The organism is Pseudomonas sp. microsymbiont 2, from assembly GCF_054788395.1.
Genome location: NZ_CM139112.1, coordinates 2,426,819 through 2,448,540 on the forward strand (window position 1 = coordinate 2,426,819; position 21,722 = coordinate 2,448,540).

The 21,722-nt window shown below is 61.5% G+C and carries 25 protein-coding genes; 4 read left to right on the forward strand and 21 right to left on the reverse strand.

The window, feature by feature from the left end; translation table 11 throughout:
• Positions 1 to 480 precede the first annotated feature (480 nt).
• Positions 481 to 1,887: a diguanylate cyclase domain-containing protein gene (locus tag ACYUME_RS10930; RefSeq protein WP_460418855.1), complete on the reverse strand. Its 1,407-nt coding sequence runs from the start codon at positions 1,885 to 1,887 to the stop codon at positions 481 to 483.
• A 347-nt stretch (positions 1,888 to 2,234) separates the two neighbouring features.
• On the opposite strand from ACYUME_RS10930, the gene ACYUME_RS10935 reads away from it, so the two are divergent.
• Positions 2,235 to 2,666: a GNAT family N-acetyltransferase gene (locus tag ACYUME_RS10935; RefSeq protein WP_279885607.1), complete on the forward strand. Its 432-nt coding sequence runs from the start codon at positions 2,235 to 2,237 to the stop codon at positions 2,664 to 2,666.
• Between the two features lie 15 nt (positions 2,667 to 2,681).
• On the opposite strand, the gene ACYUME_RS10940 is transcribed toward ACYUME_RS10935, so the two are convergent.
• From ACYUME_RS10940 to ACYUME_RS10965, 6 genes are all read right to left on the reverse strand, one after another.
• Complete coding sequence (locus tag ACYUME_RS10940) at positions 2,682 to 3,281, reverse strand: hypothetical protein (RefSeq protein ID WP_460418856.1); 600 nt, start codon at positions 3,279 to 3,281, stop codon at positions 2,682 to 2,684.
• 163 nt (positions 3,282 to 3,444) lie between these two features.
• Entirely contained in the window at positions 3,445 to 3,627 is a 183-nt protein-coding gene (locus ACYUME_RS10945; RefSeq protein WP_279885602.1) for a hypothetical protein, read from the reverse strand.
• Positions 3,628 to 3,731: 104 nt separating this feature from the next.
• Positions 3,732 to 4,691: a siderophore-interacting protein gene (locus ACYUME_RS10950; protein ID WP_279885600.1), complete on the reverse strand. Its 960-nt coding sequence runs from the start codon at positions 4,689 to 4,691 to the stop codon at positions 3,732 to 3,734.
• A gap of 75 nt (positions 4,692 to 4,766) precedes the next feature.
• Complete coding sequence (locus ACYUME_RS10955) at positions 4,767 to 5,360, reverse strand: TetR/AcrR family transcriptional regulator (protein ID WP_460418857.1); 594 nt, start codon at positions 5,358 to 5,360, stop codon at positions 4,767 to 4,769.
• A 12-nt stretch (positions 5,361 to 5,372) separates the two neighbouring features.
• On the reverse strand, positions 5,373 to 6,221 hold the full coding sequence (locus tag ACYUME_RS10960) for a 3-hydroxybutyryl-CoA dehydrogenase (RefSeq protein ID WP_279885595.1): 849 nt from the start codon (positions 6,219 to 6,221) through the stop codon (positions 5,373 to 5,375).
• A 14-nt stretch (positions 6,222 to 6,235) separates the two neighbouring features.
• Positions 6,236 to 7,420 (reverse strand): acetyl-CoA C-acyltransferase family protein, encoded by a 1,185-nt coding sequence (locus ACYUME_RS10965; protein ID WP_460418858.1) that lies wholly within the window; start codon positions 7,418 to 7,420, stop codon positions 6,236 to 6,238.
• Positions 7,421 to 7,595: 175 nt separating this feature from the next.
• On the opposite strand from ACYUME_RS10965, the gene ACYUME_RS10970 reads away from it, so the two are divergent.
• Complete coding sequence (locus ACYUME_RS10970) at positions 7,596 to 8,609, forward strand: AraC family transcriptional regulator (RefSeq protein ID WP_460418859.1); 1,014 nt, start codon at positions 7,596 to 7,598, stop codon at positions 8,607 to 8,609.
• 33 nt (positions 8,610 to 8,642) lie between these two features.
• Here the strand turns inward: ACYUME_RS10970 and ACYUME_RS10975 are convergent, their stop codons facing one another.
• Positions 8,643 to 9,095: an Lrp/AsnC family transcriptional regulator gene (locus ACYUME_RS10975; protein ID WP_279885586.1), complete on the reverse strand. Its 453-nt coding sequence runs from the start codon at positions 9,093 to 9,095 to the stop codon at positions 8,643 to 8,645.
• A 113-nt stretch (positions 9,096 to 9,208) separates the two neighbouring features.
• Between ACYUME_RS10975 and ACYUME_RS10980 the strand changes: the two genes are divergently transcribed.
• Positions 9,209 to 9,823, forward strand: a complete 615-nt coding sequence (locus ACYUME_RS10980; RefSeq protein WP_279885583.1) for a LysE family translocator — start codon at positions 9,209 to 9,211, stop codon at positions 9,821 to 9,823.
• Positions 9,824 to 9,836: 13 nt separating this feature from the next.
• Here the strand turns inward: ACYUME_RS10980 and ACYUME_RS10985 are convergent, their stop codons facing one another.
• The 11 genes from ACYUME_RS10985 to ACYUME_RS11035 all read right to left on the reverse strand — a co-directional run bounded on the left by ACYUME_RS10985 (position 9,837) and on the right by ACYUME_RS11035 (position 20,268).
• Positions 9,837 to 10,679: a shikimate dehydrogenase gene (locus ACYUME_RS10985; protein WP_460419335.1), complete on the reverse strand. Its 843-nt coding sequence runs from the start codon at positions 10,677 to 10,679 to the stop codon at positions 9,837 to 9,839.
• 85 nt (positions 10,680 to 10,764) lie between these two features.
• Positions 10,765 to 11,244 (reverse strand): tail fiber assembly protein, encoded by a 480-nt coding sequence (locus tag ACYUME_RS10990; RefSeq protein ID WP_460418860.1) that lies wholly within the window; start codon positions 11,242 to 11,244, stop codon positions 10,765 to 10,767.
• Positions 11,216 to 12,622 (reverse strand): gp53-like domain-containing protein, encoded by a 1,407-nt coding sequence (locus tag ACYUME_RS10995; protein WP_460418861.1) that lies wholly within the window; start codon positions 12,620 to 12,622, stop codon positions 11,216 to 11,218. Before ACYUME_RS10995 ends, ACYUME_RS10990 begins: the two co-directional genes overlap by 29 nt.
• The gene (locus tag ACYUME_RS11000) at positions 12,622 to 13,203 is read right to left on the reverse strand and encodes a phage tail protein (protein WP_460418862.1); all 582 of its coding nucleotides are present in this window, start codon (positions 13,201 to 13,203) and stop codon (positions 12,622 to 12,624) included. Before ACYUME_RS11000 ends, ACYUME_RS10995 begins: the two co-directional genes overlap by 1 nt.
• Positions 13,196 to 14,317: a baseplate assembly protein gene (locus ACYUME_RS11005; RefSeq protein ID WP_460418863.1), complete on the reverse strand. Its 1,122-nt coding sequence runs from the start codon at positions 14,315 to 14,317 to the stop codon at positions 13,196 to 13,198. The genes ACYUME_RS11000 and ACYUME_RS11005 overlap by 8 nt, the downstream gene beginning before the upstream one ends.
• Positions 14,310 to 14,678, reverse strand: a complete 369-nt coding sequence (locus ACYUME_RS11010) for a GPW/gp25 family protein (RefSeq protein WP_460418864.1) — start codon at positions 14,676 to 14,678, stop codon at positions 14,310 to 14,312. Before ACYUME_RS11010 ends, ACYUME_RS11005 begins: the two co-directional genes overlap by 8 nt.
• A gap of 275 nt (positions 14,679 to 14,953) precedes the next feature.
• Positions 14,954 to 15,487, reverse strand: coding sequence for a phage baseplate assembly protein V (locus ACYUME_RS11015; protein ID WP_460418865.1), 534 nt, complete (start codon positions 15,485 to 15,487; stop codon positions 14,954 to 14,956).
• Positions 15,487 to 16,599, reverse strand: a complete 1,113-nt coding sequence (locus tag ACYUME_RS11020) for a phage late control D family protein (RefSeq protein ID WP_460418866.1) — start codon at positions 16,597 to 16,599, stop codon at positions 15,487 to 15,489. The genes ACYUME_RS11015 and ACYUME_RS11020 overlap by 1 nt, the downstream gene beginning before the upstream one ends.
• Positions 16,587 to 16,793: a tail protein X gene (locus tag ACYUME_RS11025; RefSeq protein WP_460418867.1), complete on the reverse strand. Its 207-nt coding sequence runs from the start codon at positions 16,791 to 16,793 to the stop codon at positions 16,587 to 16,589. The genes ACYUME_RS11020 and ACYUME_RS11025 overlap by 13 nt, the downstream gene beginning before the upstream one ends.
• Complete coding sequence (locus ACYUME_RS11030) at positions 16,793 to 17,677, reverse strand: phage tail protein (RefSeq protein ID WP_460418868.1); 885 nt, start codon at positions 17,675 to 17,677, stop codon at positions 16,793 to 16,795. Before ACYUME_RS11030 ends, ACYUME_RS11025 begins: the two co-directional genes overlap by 1 nt.
• Positions 17,677 to 20,268 carry a phage tail tape measure protein gene (locus ACYUME_RS11035; protein WP_460418869.1) on the reverse strand — a complete coding sequence of 864 codons (2,592 nt, stop codon included), beginning with the start codon at positions 20,266 to 20,268 and terminating at the stop codon, positions 17,677 to 17,679. Before ACYUME_RS11035 ends, ACYUME_RS11030 begins: the two co-directional genes overlap by 1 nt.
• A gap of 19 nt (positions 20,269 to 20,287) precedes the next feature.
• Here ACYUME_RS11035 and ACYUME_RS11040 point away from each other — a divergent pair, with 19 nt between their 5' ends.
• Positions 20,288 to 20,548, forward strand: a complete 261-nt coding sequence (locus ACYUME_RS11040) for a hypothetical protein (protein WP_460418870.1) — start codon at positions 20,288 to 20,290, stop codon at positions 20,546 to 20,548.
• Positions 20,549 to 20,583: 35 nt separating this feature from the next.
• Here the strand turns inward: ACYUME_RS11040 and ACYUME_RS11045 are convergent, their stop codons facing one another.
• Together ACYUME_RS11045 and ACYUME_RS11050 are read right to left on the reverse strand one after the other, a co-directional pair.
• On the reverse strand, positions 20,584 to 20,925 hold the full coding sequence (locus ACYUME_RS11045) for a phage tail assembly protein (RefSeq protein WP_460418871.1): 342 nt from the start codon (positions 20,923 to 20,925) through the stop codon (positions 20,584 to 20,586).
• Positions 20,926 to 21,042: 117 nt separating this feature from the next.
• Positions 21,043 to 21,621 (reverse strand): hypothetical protein, encoded by a 579-nt coding sequence (locus ACYUME_RS11050; RefSeq protein ID WP_460418872.1) that lies wholly within the window; start codon positions 21,619 to 21,621, stop codon positions 21,043 to 21,045.
• Positions 21,622 to 21,722 lie beyond the last annotated feature (101 nt).

Here is a 21,722-nt window from a genome sequence, read left to right on the forward strand (position 1 = left end):
CGGGGGTAAGGTTTGCGCGAACAGCTTTCTAATAAAGCTTTTAGGGCGAGCGTCATGAAAGGTTGCACCATTCTTGACCGTGGTGAAGGCATCAGACATTGGATCAGAGTATCTTTCGCTCATGTAAAGCTCCTTGATGAGAACGACTATCAAATGCTTTTGATAGTGATTTAGATTATCCGGTGTCTCGATACCTTATGCAAGCGTTCCCCTTTTCCAAACTGCTTGCGCCTTTCGAAGCTCGAGTAAAAACCACCGAACCGACGCGATCATCTGCATATCAGTCCGACATTTTCGCAGTTAGGGAAACTCCGAACGCGTTGCCCATCAGCCGGAAATGGACGGCTTGGGGACGCCGAAAAGCCCGATTTTCAGCCGCTGAATTCTGACCCATGCGATGGCGGGCTTGTAGAAGGCAGTTGGACGGAGGGCGATTTCAGCACAGGTCAGATGGCCTGTGCTGACTCGATCGGAGAATCCCTAACAGTTGTCGGCGTGCTGTACCGGCGCCACCACCCATCGGTTCTTGCCGTTTTTCTTGGCCTGGTACATGGCGTTGTCGGCCTGTGTCAGCAGTTCGTCGATGCGCTTGCCGTGGGTATCGAAGAACGCCGTGCCCACGCTGGCCGAAATACTCGCCTTGGTGCCTGTGAAGCAGAATTCGATGTTGGCGGCTTCGATGACGCGTTGCAAAATGGCGTCGGCTTCGTGTTCGTGGCGCAGGTTGCCCAGGACCAGGATGAACTCGTCGCCACCGACGCGCGCCAGGGTGTCGCTGGGCCGCAGGCAGTGCTGCATGTGCCTGGAACACTCGACCAGTACCTTGTCGCCGGCCGCATGCCCGCAGTTGTCGTTAATCTGTTTCAGGCCATCCAGGTCTATATAGGAAACGGCAACTTTGCGTCGGTATTGCTCGGCATGTTCGAGGGTCGCCTGCAGGCGCGCCATCAGCAGGCGGCGATTGGGCAGCCCGGTGAGCGTGTCGAAGGATGCGAGGTTCTTCAGTTCCTTTTTCTGATCGATCAATTGCAGCCGGTTATAGCAGGACCAGGCAATCAGGCCGCCAATCAGCACGGCCAGGGCAATGGCGCTGACCAGCCCGAGGTAGCCGGGCCGATCGACACACAGCACGCTGAGCCACAGCGGCGTTCCTTCGATGGGGCGCTGAATCACAGGTTGCCTGTCCTCTGCCCCGATCGTGGCGCCGAGCACGGTTTCCATGTTGCCGGTGATCGGGTTCTGGCCGCTCAACCGGTAGCGATAGCCCAGTTTGCCAAGGCTCTCCAGTTCGGCCTCCAGCAGCTCGCTGTCCAGATGAATGGCGACGACCGACAATCCCCAGAACGTCTTGCCCGTGGCGTGCTTGCCGATGAAGATCGGCATGACGCCAACCGCGCCGAGCGATCCATCGCCCAGGCGCAGCGGCCCCTTGAAGGTTACCCGGTCCATGGGGAGGTCGAGCATTTCCATCTTTTGATTGCGATGGCCGAACAAGGTCGACAAGTCGCTGCCGTGCGCCAGTATCCGGCGATCGGCGGGGGCGCTCTGGGTGATGGTGCCGCCAGGTGCGAGCGCCAGGGCGTACAGGCGGTCCGGATGGGGAACGATATACGACGCAAGCTCGGCGAAATCATCCAGTCTGCCGTCATGGTGGCGCACGGCCGCGCCCAGGCCGTAGGCCGCGTTCAGGGCATGGCTCAATGACCGTTCGATGGCATGGGCAAAATGGTCGGCGGCTTGCTGGTTCCTGCTCGCGCGAATCTTTTCGAACGAGTCTTCCAGGGTCAGGACAATGGCGAGCGTCGGTACCAGGGAGAGGGTGAACAACACCAGAGGGAGCAACCACTTGCTCCGCACGCGAGGAGAGAGAGGCTCAGAGATGCTCATGAAATCGTCCTGTGTATAAAAACCGGTACTGCTGAGCAATAGAGCGGGGGCTTTTCTGGCGTTTGCCGTGATTGTCGAGAGGCTGCTTTTTTGCTTTTGGATTCAAGGCTCTGTGTGGCGCAAATGCGCTGAATCGGATAAGTATAGGGACTGTCGTTATTTATCAATTGCTAATTGAAAGATGTCGAAAATCGTTAACTTTTTGTCGCGTGAAAGTTTGCGGGTCGACGCGGCTCGCAGGTGTTTTGTGACTACTCAGTCATCGTGATCAACTGTCATCGAAGTGTCTGCCGCACAAGGAACGAGGCACTTCGTCCACGCCCCATCCGGTCAAGGGACTACCTGCCATGACACTGCACTGTGAATTCGCTGACGAAGCCACCGATCAGCATTACCAGGCGATTCTCAAACCGCTGCGAGCCTACAACGACAGCAAGGTTGGTTCGCCTCGGGCGCGCGCCTTCGCCTGGTCGCTGCGCGATGGGCTGACAGGCGAGGTCACGGGTGGGCTGTATGGCAGACTCGGTGGCGGCTGGATGTTCGTCGAGCTGCTGGTCGTGCCCGAGGCATCCCGTGGCCAGGGGCTGGGGCGTGAATTGATGGGCAAGGCCGAAGCGCTTGCGAGGCGGGAAGGGTGCGTCGGGATCTGGCTGGATACCTTCAGTTTCCAGGCGCCGGCGTTCTATCGAGCGCTGGGGTTCGAAGTGTTTGGCGAGCTTGGTGACTACCTTCAGGGGCATCGGCGCTATTTTCTCAGCAAGCGTCTGGCCGAAGGCTGAGCGCCGGCCCCGACCTTAGCCGAGCGCTGCGATCATGCGATCGAATGCTTGCAGTGAATATCGCCCTTCGAGCTGGGACCGACTGGGTATCGTGGTTGGAAAGTCGAACCGTACGCGGCCGGGAAGTGCCTGCTCGATGGCTGAGTACCAAGCCATCAGCCCTTCTTGCAGGCGTACATGGAGTTCGAACCCGCTGCGCCGGCGAGTGCTGTCGGCACTGGCCCGAGCCCTCGCGAGCTGCGGCTCGATGCGTCCAACGAGGTAGCAGTCGGCAAAGCCGATGCGGCCTTGCGCAATGGTTTCGCGGGTGGCGTGCAGCTCGGCATGCCAGTCCTGTTCACGGGCTTCGCCGATCCGCCAGAGGGTCCAGATGTAGTGGAGCTTGAGCGGATCGCTGTCGCACACGGCCAACGCGCTGGCGCTCTCCATGGCCAGCGCCGCCTGCCAGCGATCGACGTTGCGCTGTGCCCAGAACCTGGCTGCGCCAACGGGATCGGTCGCCCGCTCGGGGACGTTGTCAAAGCGTCCGTTTTCGCCGATCACATGCTCGCCGCCATGCCGGGCGCACCAGGTGGTCTTGCCGCTGGCGCTGATGCCTTCCACTACCACGATCATCCTGTCGAACGCTCCTTGGGTCGTCTGTCTCGCAGGTTTCAGGAGATCGGCAGCTTCGCCGCTGGCTTGAGCCCGGCGCGGTGCCTGTGCGGCAAAAAAAAGCCCGCCATGAAGGCGGGCGACAAGACGCGTTAAGGGAGCAACGCACAACAACAGATTCGGTTCATATCAGCCGCGCATAGACGCTCAGGTGCTCGGCCATGTGCTGAGCCGAGGCGCGGGAAGTCAGCGGGCCGCTGATGGTCTCGCCATTGCGCATCAGGTACCAGCAGGCCAGCAGGCCCTGCAGGCGCAGCTCGCGTGGCACGGCACTGCCGACGACGGACATGATCTGGACGGTGGCCATGGAGGTGTCTCCGTGTGGGGCATGGCGCAACCTTACGAGCATGCTCGCGCGAACGGAAATCGACAGGCTCGATAGTGGTCATTGATGAAATCAACCAGCGGGTTTCAATCCAGGCTGCGCCCGTGCCGCCAGTAGCCCATCAGGGTCAGGCTGCGGCGATCGAGCCGGCGCTCCTTGATCCAGTGCTTGCGGATCGTCATCACCGCCGCCGACTCGCCGGCGACCCAGGCGTAGAAGTCGTTGCCCGCAGGCTCGGCCAGTTCCCAGAGAATGTCCTTGTCGATATCGACCTCTTCCAGCGCGGCGCCAGCATCGCCGGCTTGCAGCGGCTGTGGCAGGCGGGCCAGCTCCAGCGCCGCGTGACGCATGGCTTCGCCGTGGCCGCAGCCCAGCTCGCTGCGGGCCAGCCAGTGCAGCTCGGTGCCTGGGGCGTGGCGCAGGTCGATGCAGTCGCCGGGTTCGGGGACTTCGATGAATGCCTGGGTCGCGGGCGGATCCTTGAGCTCGGCGAGGCTTTCCAGGATGCCGGCGATGGCCGGCAGGGCGGTTTCGTCGCCGATCAGCAACAGCTTGCGCAACCCTTGCGGCGGTTGCCATTCATAGCCGCCCGGGTCTTCCCAGGCGGCGCGGTGCGGCGCCACGATCTGCAGGCGAGCGCCCGGTTGCGCGTGCTCGGCCCAGGCCGAGGCGGGGCCGCTGTCGCCGTGCAGCACGAAGTCGATGTCCAGCTCGCCGGCGTCCTGACGCAGGGCGCGGATGGTGTAGGTGCGCACGGGGTGTTGCGCCTCGCGGCGTGCCGCGTGCCAGTCGCCGCCCTTGGGCAGGGCTGGCTCGCGGCCCTGGGCGTCGGGGAAGAACAGCTTGACCCGCTGGTCTGCGGCGAGGGTACGCATCAGGCGTACGTCCTCGCCGCCAAAGACGAAGCGGCACAGCGACGGGCTCAGGCGCTCGCGACGGCGCAGCTGGATATCGAATAGCTGGTAGGGGCGGGGACCGGCGTCGGCCTTGATGATCTTGCGCAGGCTGCGTGCGACGCTCGATGCCAGGGTGCTCATGCTGCTCATGGAGGGACCTCGTCTGCAGATGACCGTTAGTCGCAAGACGAGCGAGGCATGTGCCGATTTAGCCTGGCAACGGGCTCAGGTCGAGTGCAGCGTGCGCTGCGCGGCCCCCACCACCAGGCTTTCCATCAGGGCCATGCCTTCAGCGTCTCCCAGTGCCTTGCCGCGCAACATGCCAGGCAACTGGTTCAGCAGGGTCGCCAGCACTTGCCCGGTCGCCGCCAGGACCTCCCCGGACAACCGCGTCTGTGGCGCGACCAGCCGGAGCAATCCCGCCTCGTAGCGTTCGCGCAGCACGATCAGCCGTGCCTGCTGATCGTCGTTCAGGCAGCACAGGTCCCGCTCGGCCAGACGAAACTGCAAAGGCCGCTCGGCATGCAGGTGCCAGTGCGCGGCGATCAGGCAGGCCAGCACCGGCCTGCCCTGGGCCAGGGCGCGGCGGCCCTGGTCGAGGGTGGCCAGCAGTTCCTCGTACAGCTCCTCGATCAGGTCGTACAGCAGGTGCTGCTTGCTCGGAAAATGGTGATACAGCGAGCCCGCGGTCAAGCCGATATGAGCTGCCAGTTCACGCATGCTGACCTGGCCGAAGCCCTTCTCGGCGAACAGGGCCATGGCGCGCTCCCGCCGCTCTTCGAAGTTGGCGCAGCGCAGCGCCGCATTGACCGGGGGCATGGCGCGCGCTCCTTAGTAGGTGAAGAAGCCGCGGCCGCTCTTGCGCCCCAGGTAGCCGGCGGCAACCATCTCCTTGAGCAGCGGGGCAGGGCGGTACTTGCTGTCGTTGAAGCCCTCGTGGAAGGCCTCCATGATCGCCAGCAGGGTGTCCAGCCCCACCAGGTCGGCGAGGGCCAGTGGCCCGATCGGCTGGTTGCAGCCCAGGCGCATGCCGGTGTCGATGTCCTCGGCGCTGGCCAGGCCCTCCTGGCGCACGAAGATCGCCTCGTTGATCATCGGCACCAGGATACGGTTGACCACGAAGCCCGGGCGGTTGCCGGCGGTGATCGGCGTCTTGCCGAGCTTTTCGGTGACCAGCAGGGCCTGGGCATAGGTGCCGTCGCTGGTCTGCAGGCCACGGATGATTTCGACCAGGGCCATCATCGGCACCGGATTGAAGAAGTGCACGCCGATGAAGCGCTGCGGGTGCTCGATGCTGGCGGCCAGCTGGGTGACCGACAGCGACGAAGTGTTGGTGGCGATCAGGCAGTCGGCGCCGACGTTGGCCGCCACCTGCTGGAGGATGCGCTGCTTGAGCTGCAGGTTCTCGGTGGCGGCCTCGATCACCAGCTGCGCGCCGGCGAGCTGCGCATAGTCGGTGCTGGTGCGGATGCGTGCCTTGGCGGCGCTGGCCTTGTCGGCGTCTATGGTGCCCTTGGCGACCTGGCGCTCGAGGTTCTTGCCCAGGGTCGCCACGCCACGCTCCAGCGCGGCGTCGGCGACGTCCACCAGCAGGACCTGGTACCCGGCCAGCGCGCAGACCTGGGCGATGCCGTTGCCCATGGTGCCTGCGCCGATCACGGCGATGTGTTCGATGTTCATGCTGCCAACTCCGTTCAAACGCGTTCGAAGACGACGGCGATGCCTTGGCCGCCGCCGATGCACATGGTGGCCAGGGCATAGCGACCCTGGACGCGGTGCAGTTCATGGATCGCCTTGGTGGCGATGATCGCGCCGGTGGCGCCGACCGGGTGGCCCAGGGAAATACCCGAGCCATTGGGGTTGACCTTCTCCGGGTCGAAGCCCAGGGCGCGGGCCACGGCGCAGGCCTGGGAGGCGAAGGCTTCGTTGGACTCGATCACGTCCAGGTCGGACACCTTCAGGCCGGCTTTTTCCAGTACCTTCTGCGTTGCCGGGATCGGGCCCAGGCCCATCAGCGCCGGCTCCACCCCGGCATGCGCATAGGCGACGACGCGCGCCAGCGGTTTCAGGCCCTCGCGACGCACGGCGTCGCCGGTGGCCAGTACCAGGCCGGCGGCGCCGTCGTTGATGCTGCTGGCGTTGCCGGCGGTGACGCTGCCGTCCTTCTTGAACACCGGTTTCATGCCGGCCAGCTGCTCGCTGGTCACCTCGGCGCGCACGTTCTCGTCCACGGCGAACTGCACGGTGCCTTTGCGGGTCTTGATCGCGATCGGCACGATCTGGCCGTCGAAGCGGCCCTCGGCGATGGCGCGGGCGGCGCGGCGCTGGCTGGTCAGGGCGACTTCGTCCTGCATTTCACGGCTGATGCCATGGGCCGCGGCGACATTCTCGGCGGTGATGCCCATGTGGAAGTGCTCGAACGGGTCCTGGAGGATGCCGACCATGTAGTCGATGCCCTGCAGGTCGCCCATGCGCGCGCCCCAGCGGGCCTGCGGCAGCAGGTACGGGCCGCGGCTCATGGATTCGGCGCCAGCGGCCAGGGCGATGTCGCAGTCGCCCAGCAGCAGGCCCTGGGTGGCCGAGACGATGGCCTGCAGGCCCGAGCCGCACAGGCGGTTGACGTTGAAGGCGGGGGTTTCCTTGGGAGTTCCGGCGTTCATCGCCGCGACCCGGCCCAGGTAGGCGTCGCGCGGTTCGGTGGGGATCACGTTGCCCATCACCACATGGCCGATGCGCTCGGCGGCCACGCCCGAGCGCTCGATGGCGGCGCGGGTCACTTGGGTGGCGAGATCGGCCAGTGGCAGGTCCTTGAGCGAACCGCCGAAGCTGCCGATGGCCGAACGTACCGCGCTGACGACGAAGATGTCTGTGCTGCTCATGAGGGCTCCGTTTGCGTATGGCGGGGTGGGGGCGGCTCTGCGAGAATGGCCACCGTATTTTCCACGACCCCTGGGGTGGATCGAGTCTAGGCAAAGGCCCGCGGGCGGCCTATGCCGGATCTGTTCAGTCAACCTGGCATTTTTTGCCACTCAGCATAGACAGCGGGTGCTTGCCATGCGCGATAGCGACACGGTCGCGGTGTACTTCCTCAATGCCATGCTCCACGCCCTGCGCGACCGGCCACAGGCGCGCGAGGCTCACCTGCGCGCGGTGGGCATCGATCCGCAGATGCTGACGCAGCCTGGGGCGCGGGTACCGGCCAAAGCCTTTGCCCAGCTGTGGCTGGCGCTGATCGACGAGCTGGATGACGAGTTCTTCCACCTCGACAGCCATGGCATGCCGCTGGGCAGCTTCGCCCTGATCTGCCGAGGGCTGATCCAGGAGCCCAACCTGGAAAAGGCCCTGCGCCAGTGCCTGGGCGGTTTCGCCCTGTTCCTGCGCGATCTGCGCGGCAGCGTGACGGTACGCGGTGCGCGGGCGGTGATCAGTGTGCAGTCGAGCATCGCCGACCCCTTGACCCGGGTGTATGCCGAGGAGACCTACCTGGTGTTGGTGATGGGCCTGCTGTGCTGGCTGGCCGGCCGGCGCATCGCCATCGACCGGACCGAGCTGGCGCTGGCGCGCCCGGCGCAGGACGACGATGCCTTGCTGTGGGGGCCGGACCTGCGCCTGGGCAGTGGCCGCACCGAAGTGGAGTTCGACAGCGCCTGGCTGCGCCTGCCGGTGCTGCAGGACCTTGCCGCGCTGAAGACCTTCCTGCGCAGCGCGCCGCAAGGGCTGGTGATCCGCTTTCGCAACCAGAACGGCTTGGTGGCGGACGTCTATCGTCACCTGCGGGCCCGACACTATGGGCAATGGCCGACGCTCGATGCGATGGCCAGGCGGCACGCACTCAGCGCCAGCAGTTTCCGTCGCCAGCTGGAGCGCGAAGGGCGTTCGTACCAGCAGATCAAGGATGAGGTGCGCCGGGCCATGGCCTTCGAGCTGCTGCGCGAAGGCTGCCTGAGCATTGCCGAGATCGCCGGGCAGACCGGCTTTCAGGAGCCCAGTGCGTTTCACCGGGCCTTCAAGAAGTGGACGGGGCAGAGCCCGGGCAGTTACCGGGCAAAGCGCGCCGCTGCGCCATGACACCGTCCGATTGCATCAGCATGGCGACCAGGGTCACATCGGCAGCAAGCGGTTCTGGATCACCTCTTTCATGACCAGGGTCGAGCTCAGTCGCTTGACATTGGGAATGCTGGTCAGCTGTTCGTCGTACAGCTTCTGGAACGCCGGCAGGTCCTTGGCCACCACATGCAGCAGGTAGTCCGGATCGCCGAACAGCCGCTGCGCCTCGACGATCTGTGGGATTTCCCCCAGCGCGGCCTCGAAGTCCGCCACGGGCTGGCGGGTCACCTCGCGCAAGGTCACGAACACCAGCGCGGCGAAGTTCAGGCCCAGCGCGGCGGGTGCCAGGCGTGCGTGGTAGCCGAGGATCGCGCCGGATTCCTCCAGCGCCCGGAGCCGGCGATGGCAGGGTGACAGGCTCAGGCCCACACGGTCGGCGAGTTCGGTCACCGACAGGCGTCCGTCTTTTTGCAGCTCGGCAAGGATCTTTCTATCGGTTCTATCCATGAGCAAGAATCTTCCATGGCTTTGGTCTGACTGAGGAATATACGAAAGAAAATCCCCAGGCGATATCCGTAATCTTTCTTTCACCGAAATCTCCGTGAAAGGAAGCTGCAAACGTGACCTTGAGTGTATTGGCGGCGTTCTGGGCCGTCTCGTTCCTGTTCGTGATCACCCCGGGCGCCGACTGGGCCTATGCCATCTCCGCCGGCACGCGCGGACGCTGGGTGATGCCGGCGGTGGCCGGCATGCTGTCAGGGCATTTCCTTGTCACCTTGGTGGTCGCGGCCGGCGTCGGCAGTCTGCTCGCCGGGCATCCGCTGGCGCTGACCCTGCTGATGCTGGCCGGGTGTCTCTATCTGCTCTGGCTGGGGATCACCTTGCTGCTCAGCCCGGCGGTGCCCGAGGTGGATGGACAGGACGGCGCGGATTGCGGTTCGCGCTGGGCGTTCAAGGGCTTTTGCGTCAGCGGGCTGAACCCCAAGGTGTTCCTGTTGTTCCTGGCGTTGCTGCCGCAATTCACCGACCCGCAGTCGAGCTGGCCGCTGCCGCTGCAGATCTTGCTGCTGGGGTTGGTGCACCTTTGCAGTTCGCTGGTGATCTACCTGATGGTGGGTTATGGCGCCAAGGCGCTGCTGCGCACCCGGCCGGCAGCGGCGCGTCTGATCGGGCGGGTGTCGGGGGTGGTGATGATCGCGATCGCCCTGGGGCTGGTCGTCGGGCAGTTGCGCTGAACCGGTGCCCGCGCTAGTCGAAACTGGCGAAATGCGCCTGCATGCGCAGGGCGTCGGCCGGACGTCCACTGAACAGCTCGAATGCCTTCACCGCCTGGAACACCGCCATGGTGCCGCCATCCAGCGTGCGACAGCCCAGCGCGCGGGCATGGCGCAGCAGTTCGGTCTGCAGCGGGAAATAAATGATCTCCGCGACCCAGAGCCGAGCATGCAGCAGGTCGGCGGGCAACGGCATGCCCGGCAGCTTGGCCATGCCCACGGGCGTGGTGTTGACCAGCCCATCGGCCTCGGCCACGGCAGCGGCCAGGTCGCTGCCGAGCACGGCGCGACCGACACCGAAACGTTGCGTGAGGCTATCGACCAGGGCCTGGCCGCGCACCGGGTCCAGTTCGAACAGCTGCAACCGTTCGACCCCTTCGCCGAGCAGCGCATGAGCCACCGCGCAGCCCGCGCCGCCGGCCCCCAGTTGCACCACCTGGCGCTTGTTCACCTCCGGCAAGCCGCGCCGCAGACCCTCGGCGAACCCTAGGCAGTCGGTGTTGTGGCCAATCCGGCGTCCATCGCGCAGGACCACGGTGTTCACCGCGCCGATGCCACGGGCTTCCTCCGACAGCTCGTCGAGCAACGGCAGGATCGCCTGCTTGAACGGGAAGGTGATGTTGAGCCCGGTAAAGCCGGTGCGCTCGGCTGCCTCGAGCAGCTGGGGCAGCGCGTTGTCGTCCACTCCCAGCTGGTCGGCGTCGATCAGGCGGTACAGGTAGCGCAGCGCCTGGGCGTCGCCTTCGTGCTCGTGCAGGGCGGGGGTGCGGGAGGCCTGGATGCCACGGCCGATCAGGTGATGCCGCGCGCGAAAAATCCACCGACGAGCGCGAGATAAATTGAGTTTGACCCGATTGTAACTGGTGCAAAGGAATTTGACTGCTGAACACCCGCCGACTGAACTAGATGTGCTCCGGTAGCCATGCAGGGGCACCAGGGCGATGATCACTCAATGGGAAGTCGCCGGTTTGCGGCCAGTCACGGAGAGCACGGCGGTAGACCTGCAGTTCGGCATACTGCTCAAGCGACAGCGATGTTGCCCCGTCCAGCTCCAGTTCGTCGCGGTGGCGCGAAATCAGCGGGTCAGTCAACGTCAACTGATAATCGCGCCAAGTCCGCTCGACGGCCTCAAGTTCATCATGAGCAAGTGGCGGCGGATCAATCAGCACCGGATTTCCGGCAGCATCCGCGCTGACTTTCTTGGCGCTGATTGCAAGCTCCGACAGTAGTGCTTGCCACCGCGAAGCTGGAATCGGAACGACATCCGTCGGCATATCCTCGCCATGCACCGCAGACAGATACGCGCCGCAGGTCGACGGGCTGAAATACACAATTTCTTCAACAGAGCTCATATCAATACCCCAGCGCTCGATACCAGACATTCCAACCCGGCTGTGCTGCCCCTGCTGCGTTTTGCACGCGAACCTGGCAACCCGTACGTGAAAACGAATTATCAATAAGTACATGCATCACACCGTCAGTCCCCTGATGGAGCGGCGATACGCTTACAAACTGATTTGGGAACGCTATCGGAAAAGTGATGTACACCCGACCATTTGCATCCGCGTTCCCTCGTCCCCACTGCTCGATCAGACCGTCAGGACGCTTTGCCCAGCCAGACTCTCCGAGGCTTGCAGAGAACGAGGATTTATCGACTTTCAAACCCAATGCCGCGTCAATTACTGGTTGTCGCGGCTGCTCTTCCCAGTCAGGAAAAACCCCCTGCACTGCGTTACGACGCCACACTCTGTTGCCATAGGAGAAAATATGGAGGGGCTCATTGCCTGCATTTGGCAGAACGTCCAGATACCCAAAGGCCATACCCGGTGGCAGACTTGTACACCCCTGACCAATGAAGAAACGACCGCCAGTGAACATGGTTTTCAGATCAGTGTTGAGAACATCCACCATGTTGTCTGTACCCAACCCCCAGCGCGCAATTTCTTGCCCCACCCATGCGGCAGACGTCACTTGAGCATCACGCGAACCTAGAGGTGGCGCTGTGGTCGTTGGCGTACCGAGAAAAACAGGACTGATGAAGTCGGTCTGACAAAGCAGTGTGTTGTTGGTATCAGTGAAAACGTTAGAGATCCGGCCTTGAGTGATCTCCACACCGCTTCCTACGCTCATCTTCACCGTAACCTTGTACGGGTTAGACGTTGCATTCCTGATCGTGTAACTGCGATACACACGCGGCAGAATGATCGTACGGTCGCCAGTCAAGGCGCCGGTCAAGTAGACGATGGCCTTCGATGCCTGCTCGTCGCTCAGAACAAACTCACCGGAACCGGCTACATCGACACTCGAAAAACCACCTGGAGATTTCTGCGCTAAAGCCGCATCCATCTGGAGTTTGGTGTACACATCAGTCAAGCCGACCCCCGCAACGGTGGTCGGATTGCTCCCCCCAATCACACGACCGCTCTTGTCGACTGTCACTTTCGTGTATGCACCAGCGCTCACACCGCTGTCGGCCAACGTGAGAGAGACCTCACAATCTGAACTGCCGTCGAAGGTACCCGCGCCTGTAGCCGCACCTTTGAACCGTAACGCTCTTGGAGTTTCCAGCTTTCTGGCAATTGCTACGCTTGCCGCACCGTCAGTGAGCTTCTGAATCATGTTGCGCAACCAGCGCGTACGGTTTCCCAGCTGCGTTGCTTGCCGATTGTCTATACCGTCCGGACCACCCAATACGGGGTCGGAGGTTTCCAATTGGTAGATTCCCGGTACCCATTCGTCTGACTCTGGCAAATCGGCCATCAGCTACTCCCTCGGTTGTATTGGCCATTGCGCGAAGCTCGCCCGTTGTGGCGAATCGCGACGGCGGTGAAATCAAGTGAAACAAGTCGGCACCTTGCGGGGGCCACGGACAGCAGCAGCCGACGAACCAGTACAGCTTGGTCGTTGGTGATGGAGCGCTTCAGAAAAACGCGGTAGCACGGCCATGAGGACGGGTCACCGTGGACGTGGCCACCATCTCGGCGAATAGTCCCGTCTCGAACTTGGCCACTGAGCCCTTCCTGGATCGTGATCTCACCGAAACCAAGTAATCGAATGACTTCACGGACCGCCCATGGAGTACCTTTAAAACGATGCAACTCAGCTGCACCCTTGATGAGATTGCGCCTTGCATCAGCCGACTCAGCCAGGAGCCATGCGGCCTCATCGAGCATTGAGAACTGGTCAGCGAGAACTGGCAGCAGAGTGGGCTTAACTAGGTCAACCAGATAGACCAGCATCGCATTCAGGTCGACCGCAGCCAGGCTTTCGCCCAGGAGCTCGCATAGCAAGGCGAATCGCTCGTCACCAGCAAGGGAAGGCGGTAACTGCTGTTTAGCCAATGGCCACCCCCACCGGGACCAACTGGATAGCTGTGCAGTTGGCCCACTCGTTACCCTTCAGCTCGCGGAAAGCAACTGGCAGTTCCAGGTCTGCCCGATATACCCCCTCGACCTGTAGGGCGGCGATCAATTGTTCGCGCACCAGGTCCTGGCCGAGTTTGGCACGACGGTCTGCAGCGAAACGTTCGGCCGCTAGGTGCGCCGCTGCCAGGACCTCGCCCTGTTCGGCGGTATCGTAGAACGTCAACCGGGCTTTGATGGTGTAGGCAACTTCCACAGGAGTAATGGCGTGTACGGTGTCACAGAGCGGGCGAAGCTTTTCGCCGCTCACCCGGCTCTTCACCTGCTCCAACAACTCAGCCGATGGAAGACCAGCGCTGGTCAGTGGGTACAGCGCGACATGCCCGTCTTGCTGCCCCTCGTCAGGGCCATGCACTGCCACATCAATAATCGACTGATGAACCGCGAGCGCGTGATAGCGGTAGGCTCCACGACTGCCCGCGTTGCTGAAGGCCTCTGGCGCCAAAATGATCCGCTCACGATAGCGGCTGTCATCCTCGTCTTCGGCACCGTCTGCCGCTTCCGTGACATTGCTAGCAGTTAGGCTGGCGAATGGGCTGTCACCGAGCACATTCACTTGACCCGGCATCCAGCCGTTGCCCTGCATACCTGAAGTCAGACAGGTAGCAGACACTGAGACCTGAACCTGGCCTGGTGCAATCGACACCGGCTCATCGGTGGTGAATGTCAACTTGCCGTCTTGGGTGCTCACCCTTGTAGCCGCTGGGATGAGAACCGCTTGGGGGAGGATGGCCGGGATACTGAAGCGAAGTTGGCAGCGAGCTGGCTGCGCAAGAAGCCTTGGGGTTGCAACCAACTCACCGAGGTAGTCCAGGATCGGCCCAGTAGCGAAGCGCACCAGGAGCTGTTCCCCAGCATGCTGAATCGACATGTCCAGACGCGACTTAGCGTAAGCAATCAGGTCGATAAACAGCCGTTCCACCTGGGCCGGGTAGAGCGTCTTGCCCGACTTCTCTTCGTAACGTGCGATCAGATCGGCTTCGACTCCTGCAGGGTCGATCTTGACGAACTCAGGCCTCGGCAAACTACGCATACGGCACCTCGGTGATCTGCGCCACACCGTCAGCCACCCGCCATACCACGCGCAGGGTGATGTGCTCAGCGTCTATTAAAACCTGCGCCTGGACGACTGATACACGGATTTCCCAGCGGCGGATGGCTTCGACCGTTTCACGTACCAAGTAAGGGGTTACGCGGTTATGGGGCCAGTCGATATAGAGGTGCAGATCGCTACCAAACTCTGGCCGATGGGCGTCGCTGCCCTTGGGAGTGGTCAGGATGATGCGTATGGCCTGATCGATGTCACGCAGCCCCTCGACAACCTCCCCAGGTGTACCGAGGGCGGGTTGCCAGTGAGTGGCGGTGATGCTGCTATAAGGAATAGGCGTGTTCATGAAGCCATCATGAGCACGCGGGGCGGGCCTGACTTTTAATCAGGTTTAAAGAGCGGCTTGGTGCCGCCGTTCCTATTCACCGCGAGGGATCGAGGCCATGTTTGAAGGCATACAACTACTGCAAAAATGGGTTCTCAACGGTAGCGAAAACCCGGTCTACACGGTCGTAGGGCACTCTTACGGCAACAACGTTTACGAGATCTTGTTCAAATGTAGTGATGAGACGCTCCTGGCGAAAGAGCTCTCATGGGTCAGGGAGAACATGACCTGTATCGCTAGTGGGTGTGGTGATTTGAGTTGCCGCCAGCATCCAGAATAGTCCCAGTAGCTGCGATGTTGCCGTTCACCTGCAGGTTGCCGTTCAGGGTGACCTGTGGGATCTCCAAGGTTGCGGCCGGGGCCTTCACTGTCACGGGTGATCCAGCTTCTACCGCGATATTCCTGGAGCACTTCACGATGAGCTCGCCCACACTATCCAGCGTCATTACTCCAGCAGCCTGGTTATAACTCACCACCGTTCCATCGCTGTACCGCACGTAGTCGGTGTCCTGGTCGACAACTGGCGGTGGTTCAGCTGTTGAGTAAATTCCCCCCAGGCAAACGCCCCCAACACCGTCTCTGTCCAGGAGCACCGCAACCTGCTCCCCGATTTCCGGCATCAACGGACGGCGCTTGGTGCCTTGGGCGTTGCGCTGCGGGACGTTGAGCCAGTAGCTCTCGACGCCATCACGGTCATCCAGCCGTACGCGGATACGGCAAGTCAGGTAGTCCACGGCGCTGACCTCGCCGTATTCCAACTCGACACTCATCAGGCGATCACCTCACGCTGTGGGCCGTAACTCGATAGCGCCAAGTCGGGCTTGATGTTGTCCTTGAGCAGCGAAATCGAGGACGCCCCTACGCGGCACCCTTCTTGATCTACGGTGTAGCCACCACTGCGGGTGACGCGATGGTGGGCGGCGGTGATCAAGTAGTCACCACCAAGCTTCCCGGCTGCCATGAGCGTGATGACATTGCCACTGACCAACTCAGGGCGCCCCATTGCGGTCCAGCCTCCGGTAGTGCGCTCGCGGTTGGCCCTGGCCAGGTCCGCCTTGGCCTTCGCCTTGGCCACCTCCTCAGAAGCTGCCCGCTTGCGCTGCTTCTTGGTGTCCGCACTGGTGGTCGCCTTGCTCGAACTGCTGGGCACAGCCACGGTTTCACCGTTGACGATGTCATAGGAAATCAACTTCTTCTTGGCCGGGTCCTTGTGCTTCACCGCAACCTTCTTGGGCACAACAGTGATCTGGTCGCGTAGGTGTACGCTGGCCAGGTCCCGGAGCGCCAGACTAGCGACCGGTTTACCCTTCGCTAGGTCACTGATGGCATGGAACACAAGGCGTTTCCCCACAACCTTGAAGGCATAGTCGTACTCACCCGCGAGGTTGCGTAGGAAGGCGAGATCCGACTCCTGTTGGGTGAGGCGGTCCAGCTTGATCGGCTCGATGCGGCCCACCAGCTCAAGTCCCTGACGAGCAGCAATCTGCTTGGCGACTGCATCCAGGGTCATGTTCTCGTAGGCACGGTGCTCCGTCGTGCGCAACGCGGACTGGATGCCCGCACCCAAGGCTCGAATGCTCACCGTCGAGGGTGGCGCATTCAGCTCCACCTCATCGATCTCGAAGTTGCCGAGCGTGCGCAGCGGGCTACCTTGCCACCCCATGGCCAAGGTCAACAGATCTCCATGGCCTGGATACCAGGCATCAACCCATTTACCTTCGGTGTCCTCCAACTCGATCTCCAGGCTGTCTGCCTGGCCGGTGAGATAATCCGAGTACGTCAGCGACACCAGATGCAAGCTGATGTCGTGGGTGATGTTGTGATGCTGGTAGCTCAGCACGAAGCGCGCTTCAGGCACCTGCTGGGGTGTCAACGCATCCATGGGGGAAGGTCCTCAGTAGCGGGTTGTGGCTCAAGTACCGGAATAGCCAACGTCAGCCCAGATGGCAGTGCGCCGTGTAATGGAACATGCGGGTTGGCTTGAACGATCGGGAGATAGCGGTGAGCGTCTCCGTAGTAACGCCAGGCCAACTGGTCCCAGCGCTCACCTTCAGTCGTCACATGAGGGATAAACATCAAGCTCTCCTGGTGAGCACCTGGGCGGCCAGGCCTGCCAGGCGGGTGCCGGCACCGTCCATCGTCACCAGCGCCTGATCGAGGTTGTCCCGGGAGGCGGAGAAGCGTTCGACGATGTTCCCGAGGTCGACGGGGCTCAGGCTGGACCTCGCGCCGTTGACGCTGCCCAGCACATCCTCACCGAGCCTGGCTAAGTCCGATCCATCCTGGAGCAGGCCGGCCACAGCGGTCATGTTCTGCAGGGGTTCGATAGCACGCGAGGTGATGCCCAGGAGTTGCGGCACCTGGGCCAGAACCATCGAGGCGTTGCCACTCTTCACCTGGTCATAGAGGTTCTTCCCCGCCTGCAGGATATTACCGGCCGACTTCGCGTACCCAATGGCCAATTGAGTTGTGCTCGGTGCAGGCATGAACTTGGACAGCAGCCCTGGCGAGCCGGCCCCGGCAGCATTGGTCCCACTCAAGGCTGGACTGATCAAGCCTAGGGTAGGCAGCACCTTGCGGGTGAACGCCCCGGTGTACTCTCGAAGTGAGAGCTGCACAGTCGCCGAGGTTAGCTGTCCGGTAGCTGATCGACGGCGATTTTGCTGGGAGAGCTCGGTGACTACCTGAGGTCCCAGGTAGTCACCGTTGCCCAGCACCAACGCCAACGGCTCATGCTTGCGCTTGGCGTCATGCAGCGCTCGCCATCGTTTATCTGGATCGCCCAACATCGGGTGCAGCTCAATAGTCAGGTTGAGCTCGTCCAACCCTTCGCCCACCCACTGTAGCAGCGGCTTGCCTTGAATCCGTGCGTGCTCGGCCCAGTCTGCGGTTGTGCGGAGTTCCATGCCTACGAGGCCGCCCGAGACGGTGAATTCGATATCGCCCAGAAGCGCGAACATTAACCTGCTCCTCCGTTTTCAGATCCGTAGCTGCGGCGCCGGCGGTCATGCTCGAAGCGCTCCATGAACCTTACAAACTCGGCGTAGCTGCTGCGCAGGGTTTGATCCAGCGCCTGGCCCGCAGCGCCTGCAGGCATCTGGATAACCGGTGAATAATGGACAACCAGGTCACTTGCAGGACCGGCCTGGCCTGGAGCCGATGGACTCATCCTGCTGGCCAACGATACCGATTCGGGGCTTGGGGGGCGCATCCTGGGTGCTGCGAGATCTACGGCCGAGCCATTGGCCATATCCAACGCCGCTCGGCGCACCAGGTCTGACTGATCGGCGATACCGATAGCCGCCCCCTCACTGATGTTGGCCCCATAGCCCATAAAGACACGGCTGGGCGATTGGATGCCGAGTGTCTCTGTGAACCAGGTCTTGATCGAGGTCCCGACACCTACAACAGACTCTTTGGCACTGGAAAGCGCGTTGCCGATCCCGCTGACCAGGCCACTGATGATCATGCCGCCGAACTCGCTGAACTTGGCTGGCAGCTCTACTCCGAAGTAGCTCATGACACCGCTGAAGGCGCGATAGAAAAGGCCCAGAGGAGAGAAGTTCACGATCAGCCCCATGATGCCGGTCAGGCCACCGTTGAAACCGGCCCTGATTTCACCCCACAAGCCGCTGAAGAAACCCTTGATCGGCTCCCAGTAGCGATAGATCAGGTATGCGCTCAAGGCGATGCCCGTCACCAGTAAACCGATGGGGTTCATCAACAGTGCGCGGCCGAGCCAGAGTATCGCCTGGCCTGCAAGCCTGAGTCCGAACAGCAAGGTGCCGCCCAGGACCTTGCCCAACATCAATACGCCGCGTGCAGCCATCATGAGCGGAGCGCCGAGCGCCATCCCGATACCGCGTAAGAACAGGCCGCTGAAGCGCAGCACACTGGCCAGCCCCGACCCTATGCGGGTCAGCCCGGTGATCAGGGGCGCGAACTTGCCCATTTGCCACATTGCGCGCAGCAACGTCCATTTTGCGGACAACCCCTTGATTACGGCGCCCATCCCTACAATCGGCGAGATCGCCAAGTTGATGCCATAGGCCAAGCCGATAAAAGCCAGCTTCCCGGCCAGAAGCCCACCGACAAGACCGATAGTACCTTTGATTATCGCGGGGTTCTCAGTCGCCCAAGCAGAGAACGACTGCATGACAGGAACAAGAGCTTTGGTGACATCAAGCAGGGCCGGTAATAGTGCTTCGCCAACAGAGATACCAATATCCGAGAGGTTAACGCCAACTCGCTTCAGTTGCTCTTTTGGACTTTCCATCCGTCTGTTCCAGTCTTTATCTAGAACGCCCTGATCTGCCGCATCCTTACTTCCCTTCTGAATGTTCGCCAAGTCAGCCTGATTTGCCAGCGCGGGTCGTATAAATGACAGCACTTGCATGTCAGCGAACAGCTCGCCCAGCTTGTATGCTTCATCCAGGCGCGAGAGTGCAATCTTGCGCTCTTGCTCGTCAGTGATAGCCAAGGCTTTCTGGTAGTCGGCCGCAGCAGCAGGGGCCTTCATACCGAGGTGTTTGGTCAAGATATTGACCATCGCCTCTGCTGGAGACAAGCCCTGACGGACAAGATTGGTCATGGAGCCCTGCAAATCAATCCCGGCTTTCTGGAACGACTTGAGTGTCTCTGGCGCAGTCAGTTTGGAAAGGAAGTTCTTGAAGTTGTTGGCCGCTTCATCGTTGCTTCCAGCACCTCTACGGGCAATCTGGAGAGAGGCCCCAATCTCTGCAACAGCACGTTCACCAGTCACTCCGAGAGCTGCAAATTGGGGTGTCAGTTGTGGGAGCCACTTAGCCATATCGGCCAGCTCGAATTGGCCGCTCTTGCCGGCAAACGCAAGCATGTTCATTGAACGTTCAAGTCCAGCAGCACTGATTCCCAGATTGTCATTCAGGGCAATTGCGACTGATCCCAGGTCGTCCATGCTTGCTCTGGTCGCTGTAGCGGTCTTGGCCATGACAGGCGCATATGCTTCCAGCTCTTTTGCACTGGAGATTCCCCCCGCAATGAGTACAGCGGTCCCCTTGGCCACCTCAGTCTGCGTCTGGTTCCACTTCAGGGCAGCGCCACGCATCACATCACCCAGTCGTTTTTCCTGGTCGTTGTCGAAACCACCTGTGATCGCGATGTCGTTGGTCTGGTCCTTGAAGTCAATGGCTGTGCGCATAGATTGAACTACAGGAGCGCCGAGGGCTGCTCCTGTACCAATCGTCTCCATGGCCTGGCCACGCAGATCGGCACGGGCATTCTTGAGGGTCTCCCCACGGGCAATGCTAGCGTTGAGACGCTCCTGCTTAACCTTCAGCTGCTCAATAGTGCGCCCGACCTGGTCGTACTGGCGGCGCATACGCTCGATGCCGGTGCCGCCTCGGGCCAGTGCAGCCGAAAGCTCGGTGCCGATAAGCTTTTGCTTAGCCGTCAGGCTGTCTGTTGCCCGGCCGAGCTGCTGCACGGTCGATTTCGCAGAGCCGAACGCGGCGTGCAGGGTGCCAGACACGGCGGCACCGATCTTCAATCCAACCAGGACTTCATTGGCCATAGTTTGCTACGCTGCTGGAATGTTTGAAAAAGTAGCTCTGCGCACCGGCAAAACCCTCTATGCACTGGCCATTGGCACTGGTGTGCTCTGGCTTGCCTGGCTGTGCTTGGCGAACCTGCCACTATGGGCAGCACTGCTCACGTTCTGCTTAGCCCTGCCAGTTCTCGCGCTGGTGGCCACCCCCATTGCGGCGGGTGGCGCTTTGTTGGTCGGGCTGGCTGCCGGTCTGTTCGCAGCTATCGCCGGCTCAGTTGCTCGGCGGCCTCAACGCGGCGATTGATCTCTCGCTCGCACACCTCGCACCAACGCCAGTATTCATCCATGGGCAGCCGACTTATCTCCGACGGCTGCATCCTCAGCACCAGTAACAGCGCTTCGTCCCAGGAATGCAGTGAGGTCTCCGCCGCCCACCAGTTCGCGAAACAATTCGGTCACTCGCCTGGAGTCGGCGATGTCGAATTCTCCCAGGTCTTCCAGGGTGATGCCGAGCATCTTGGCGACCAGATGATCTTCCATGGCAGCCTCGTCACCGCGAGCATGACGCTGAGCCTCGCCTAACTCGCGGCGCTTCAGACGCTTAATTGGTAACGTGGTGAGGGTCTCGCCAGCGGCGCTCTTTATAGGGAACAGGAGGGTGAAACTGAGTGCGTTTGCCATCTGTAGCTCCGTGATGAAGGCTTCTAAATGAGGCCTGAGCATCGCACCCCGGTACGGCTTCGACTTTTAATCAGGTTTAAAGAGAAAGCCCCGCACAATGACGGGGCTAGGCCAAACTTACAGGGCTGCGACGATCGCCGAGGCAATGGTACTGATGCTGGCGAGGTGGGGAAGCGCAGACAGCAAGGTCGAAATCACTGTCTTACTGGGCTTCGGTGAGGAGAGGTTGGCCTCTACGGCATCCACGATTTCAGAGGCATCCTTGCGCTTTGAATCGTCGAGGGTGGAGATTACTTGCCTGAGCGCGCCGACATAGTCCTGCAGGTCGCTGCCAATAGTCACGGTGTTGGTTGAGTTGTCAACCGAGTCATGGTTAACCCGCGCATTGTGTCCGCTGATGTTGTACGTGATGCTCTGAATCCGGGCTTTTGCTTCAGGTACACCGAGCTTCTTAACCCTCATCTGGTAGTGGGCAGGGATGTCATGGAATGCCTCGTAGAAAACGGGATCAAGGACCTCATATGTCTCTAACGTTCCATTTGACAGTTTCCGCTCAATCAAATCACCGATCTCCACGGCGACATCAGCCCGGTCTAGGAAAACCTTGCCGGGTTGAACAGAGGCCTGAAGCCCTTCGATCGTCTGACCGTCCTGCTTCCGGACACTTATCGTATCGGTATTGAAATCCTCAAACATTTCATGCTCCTTGCGTTTGGCGTTGCCCCTTTGGCCTCACCAGCAAACAGCATACGTACCCGAAAAAGAAACCCCACACAATGGCGGGGTTCAGCAAGTCA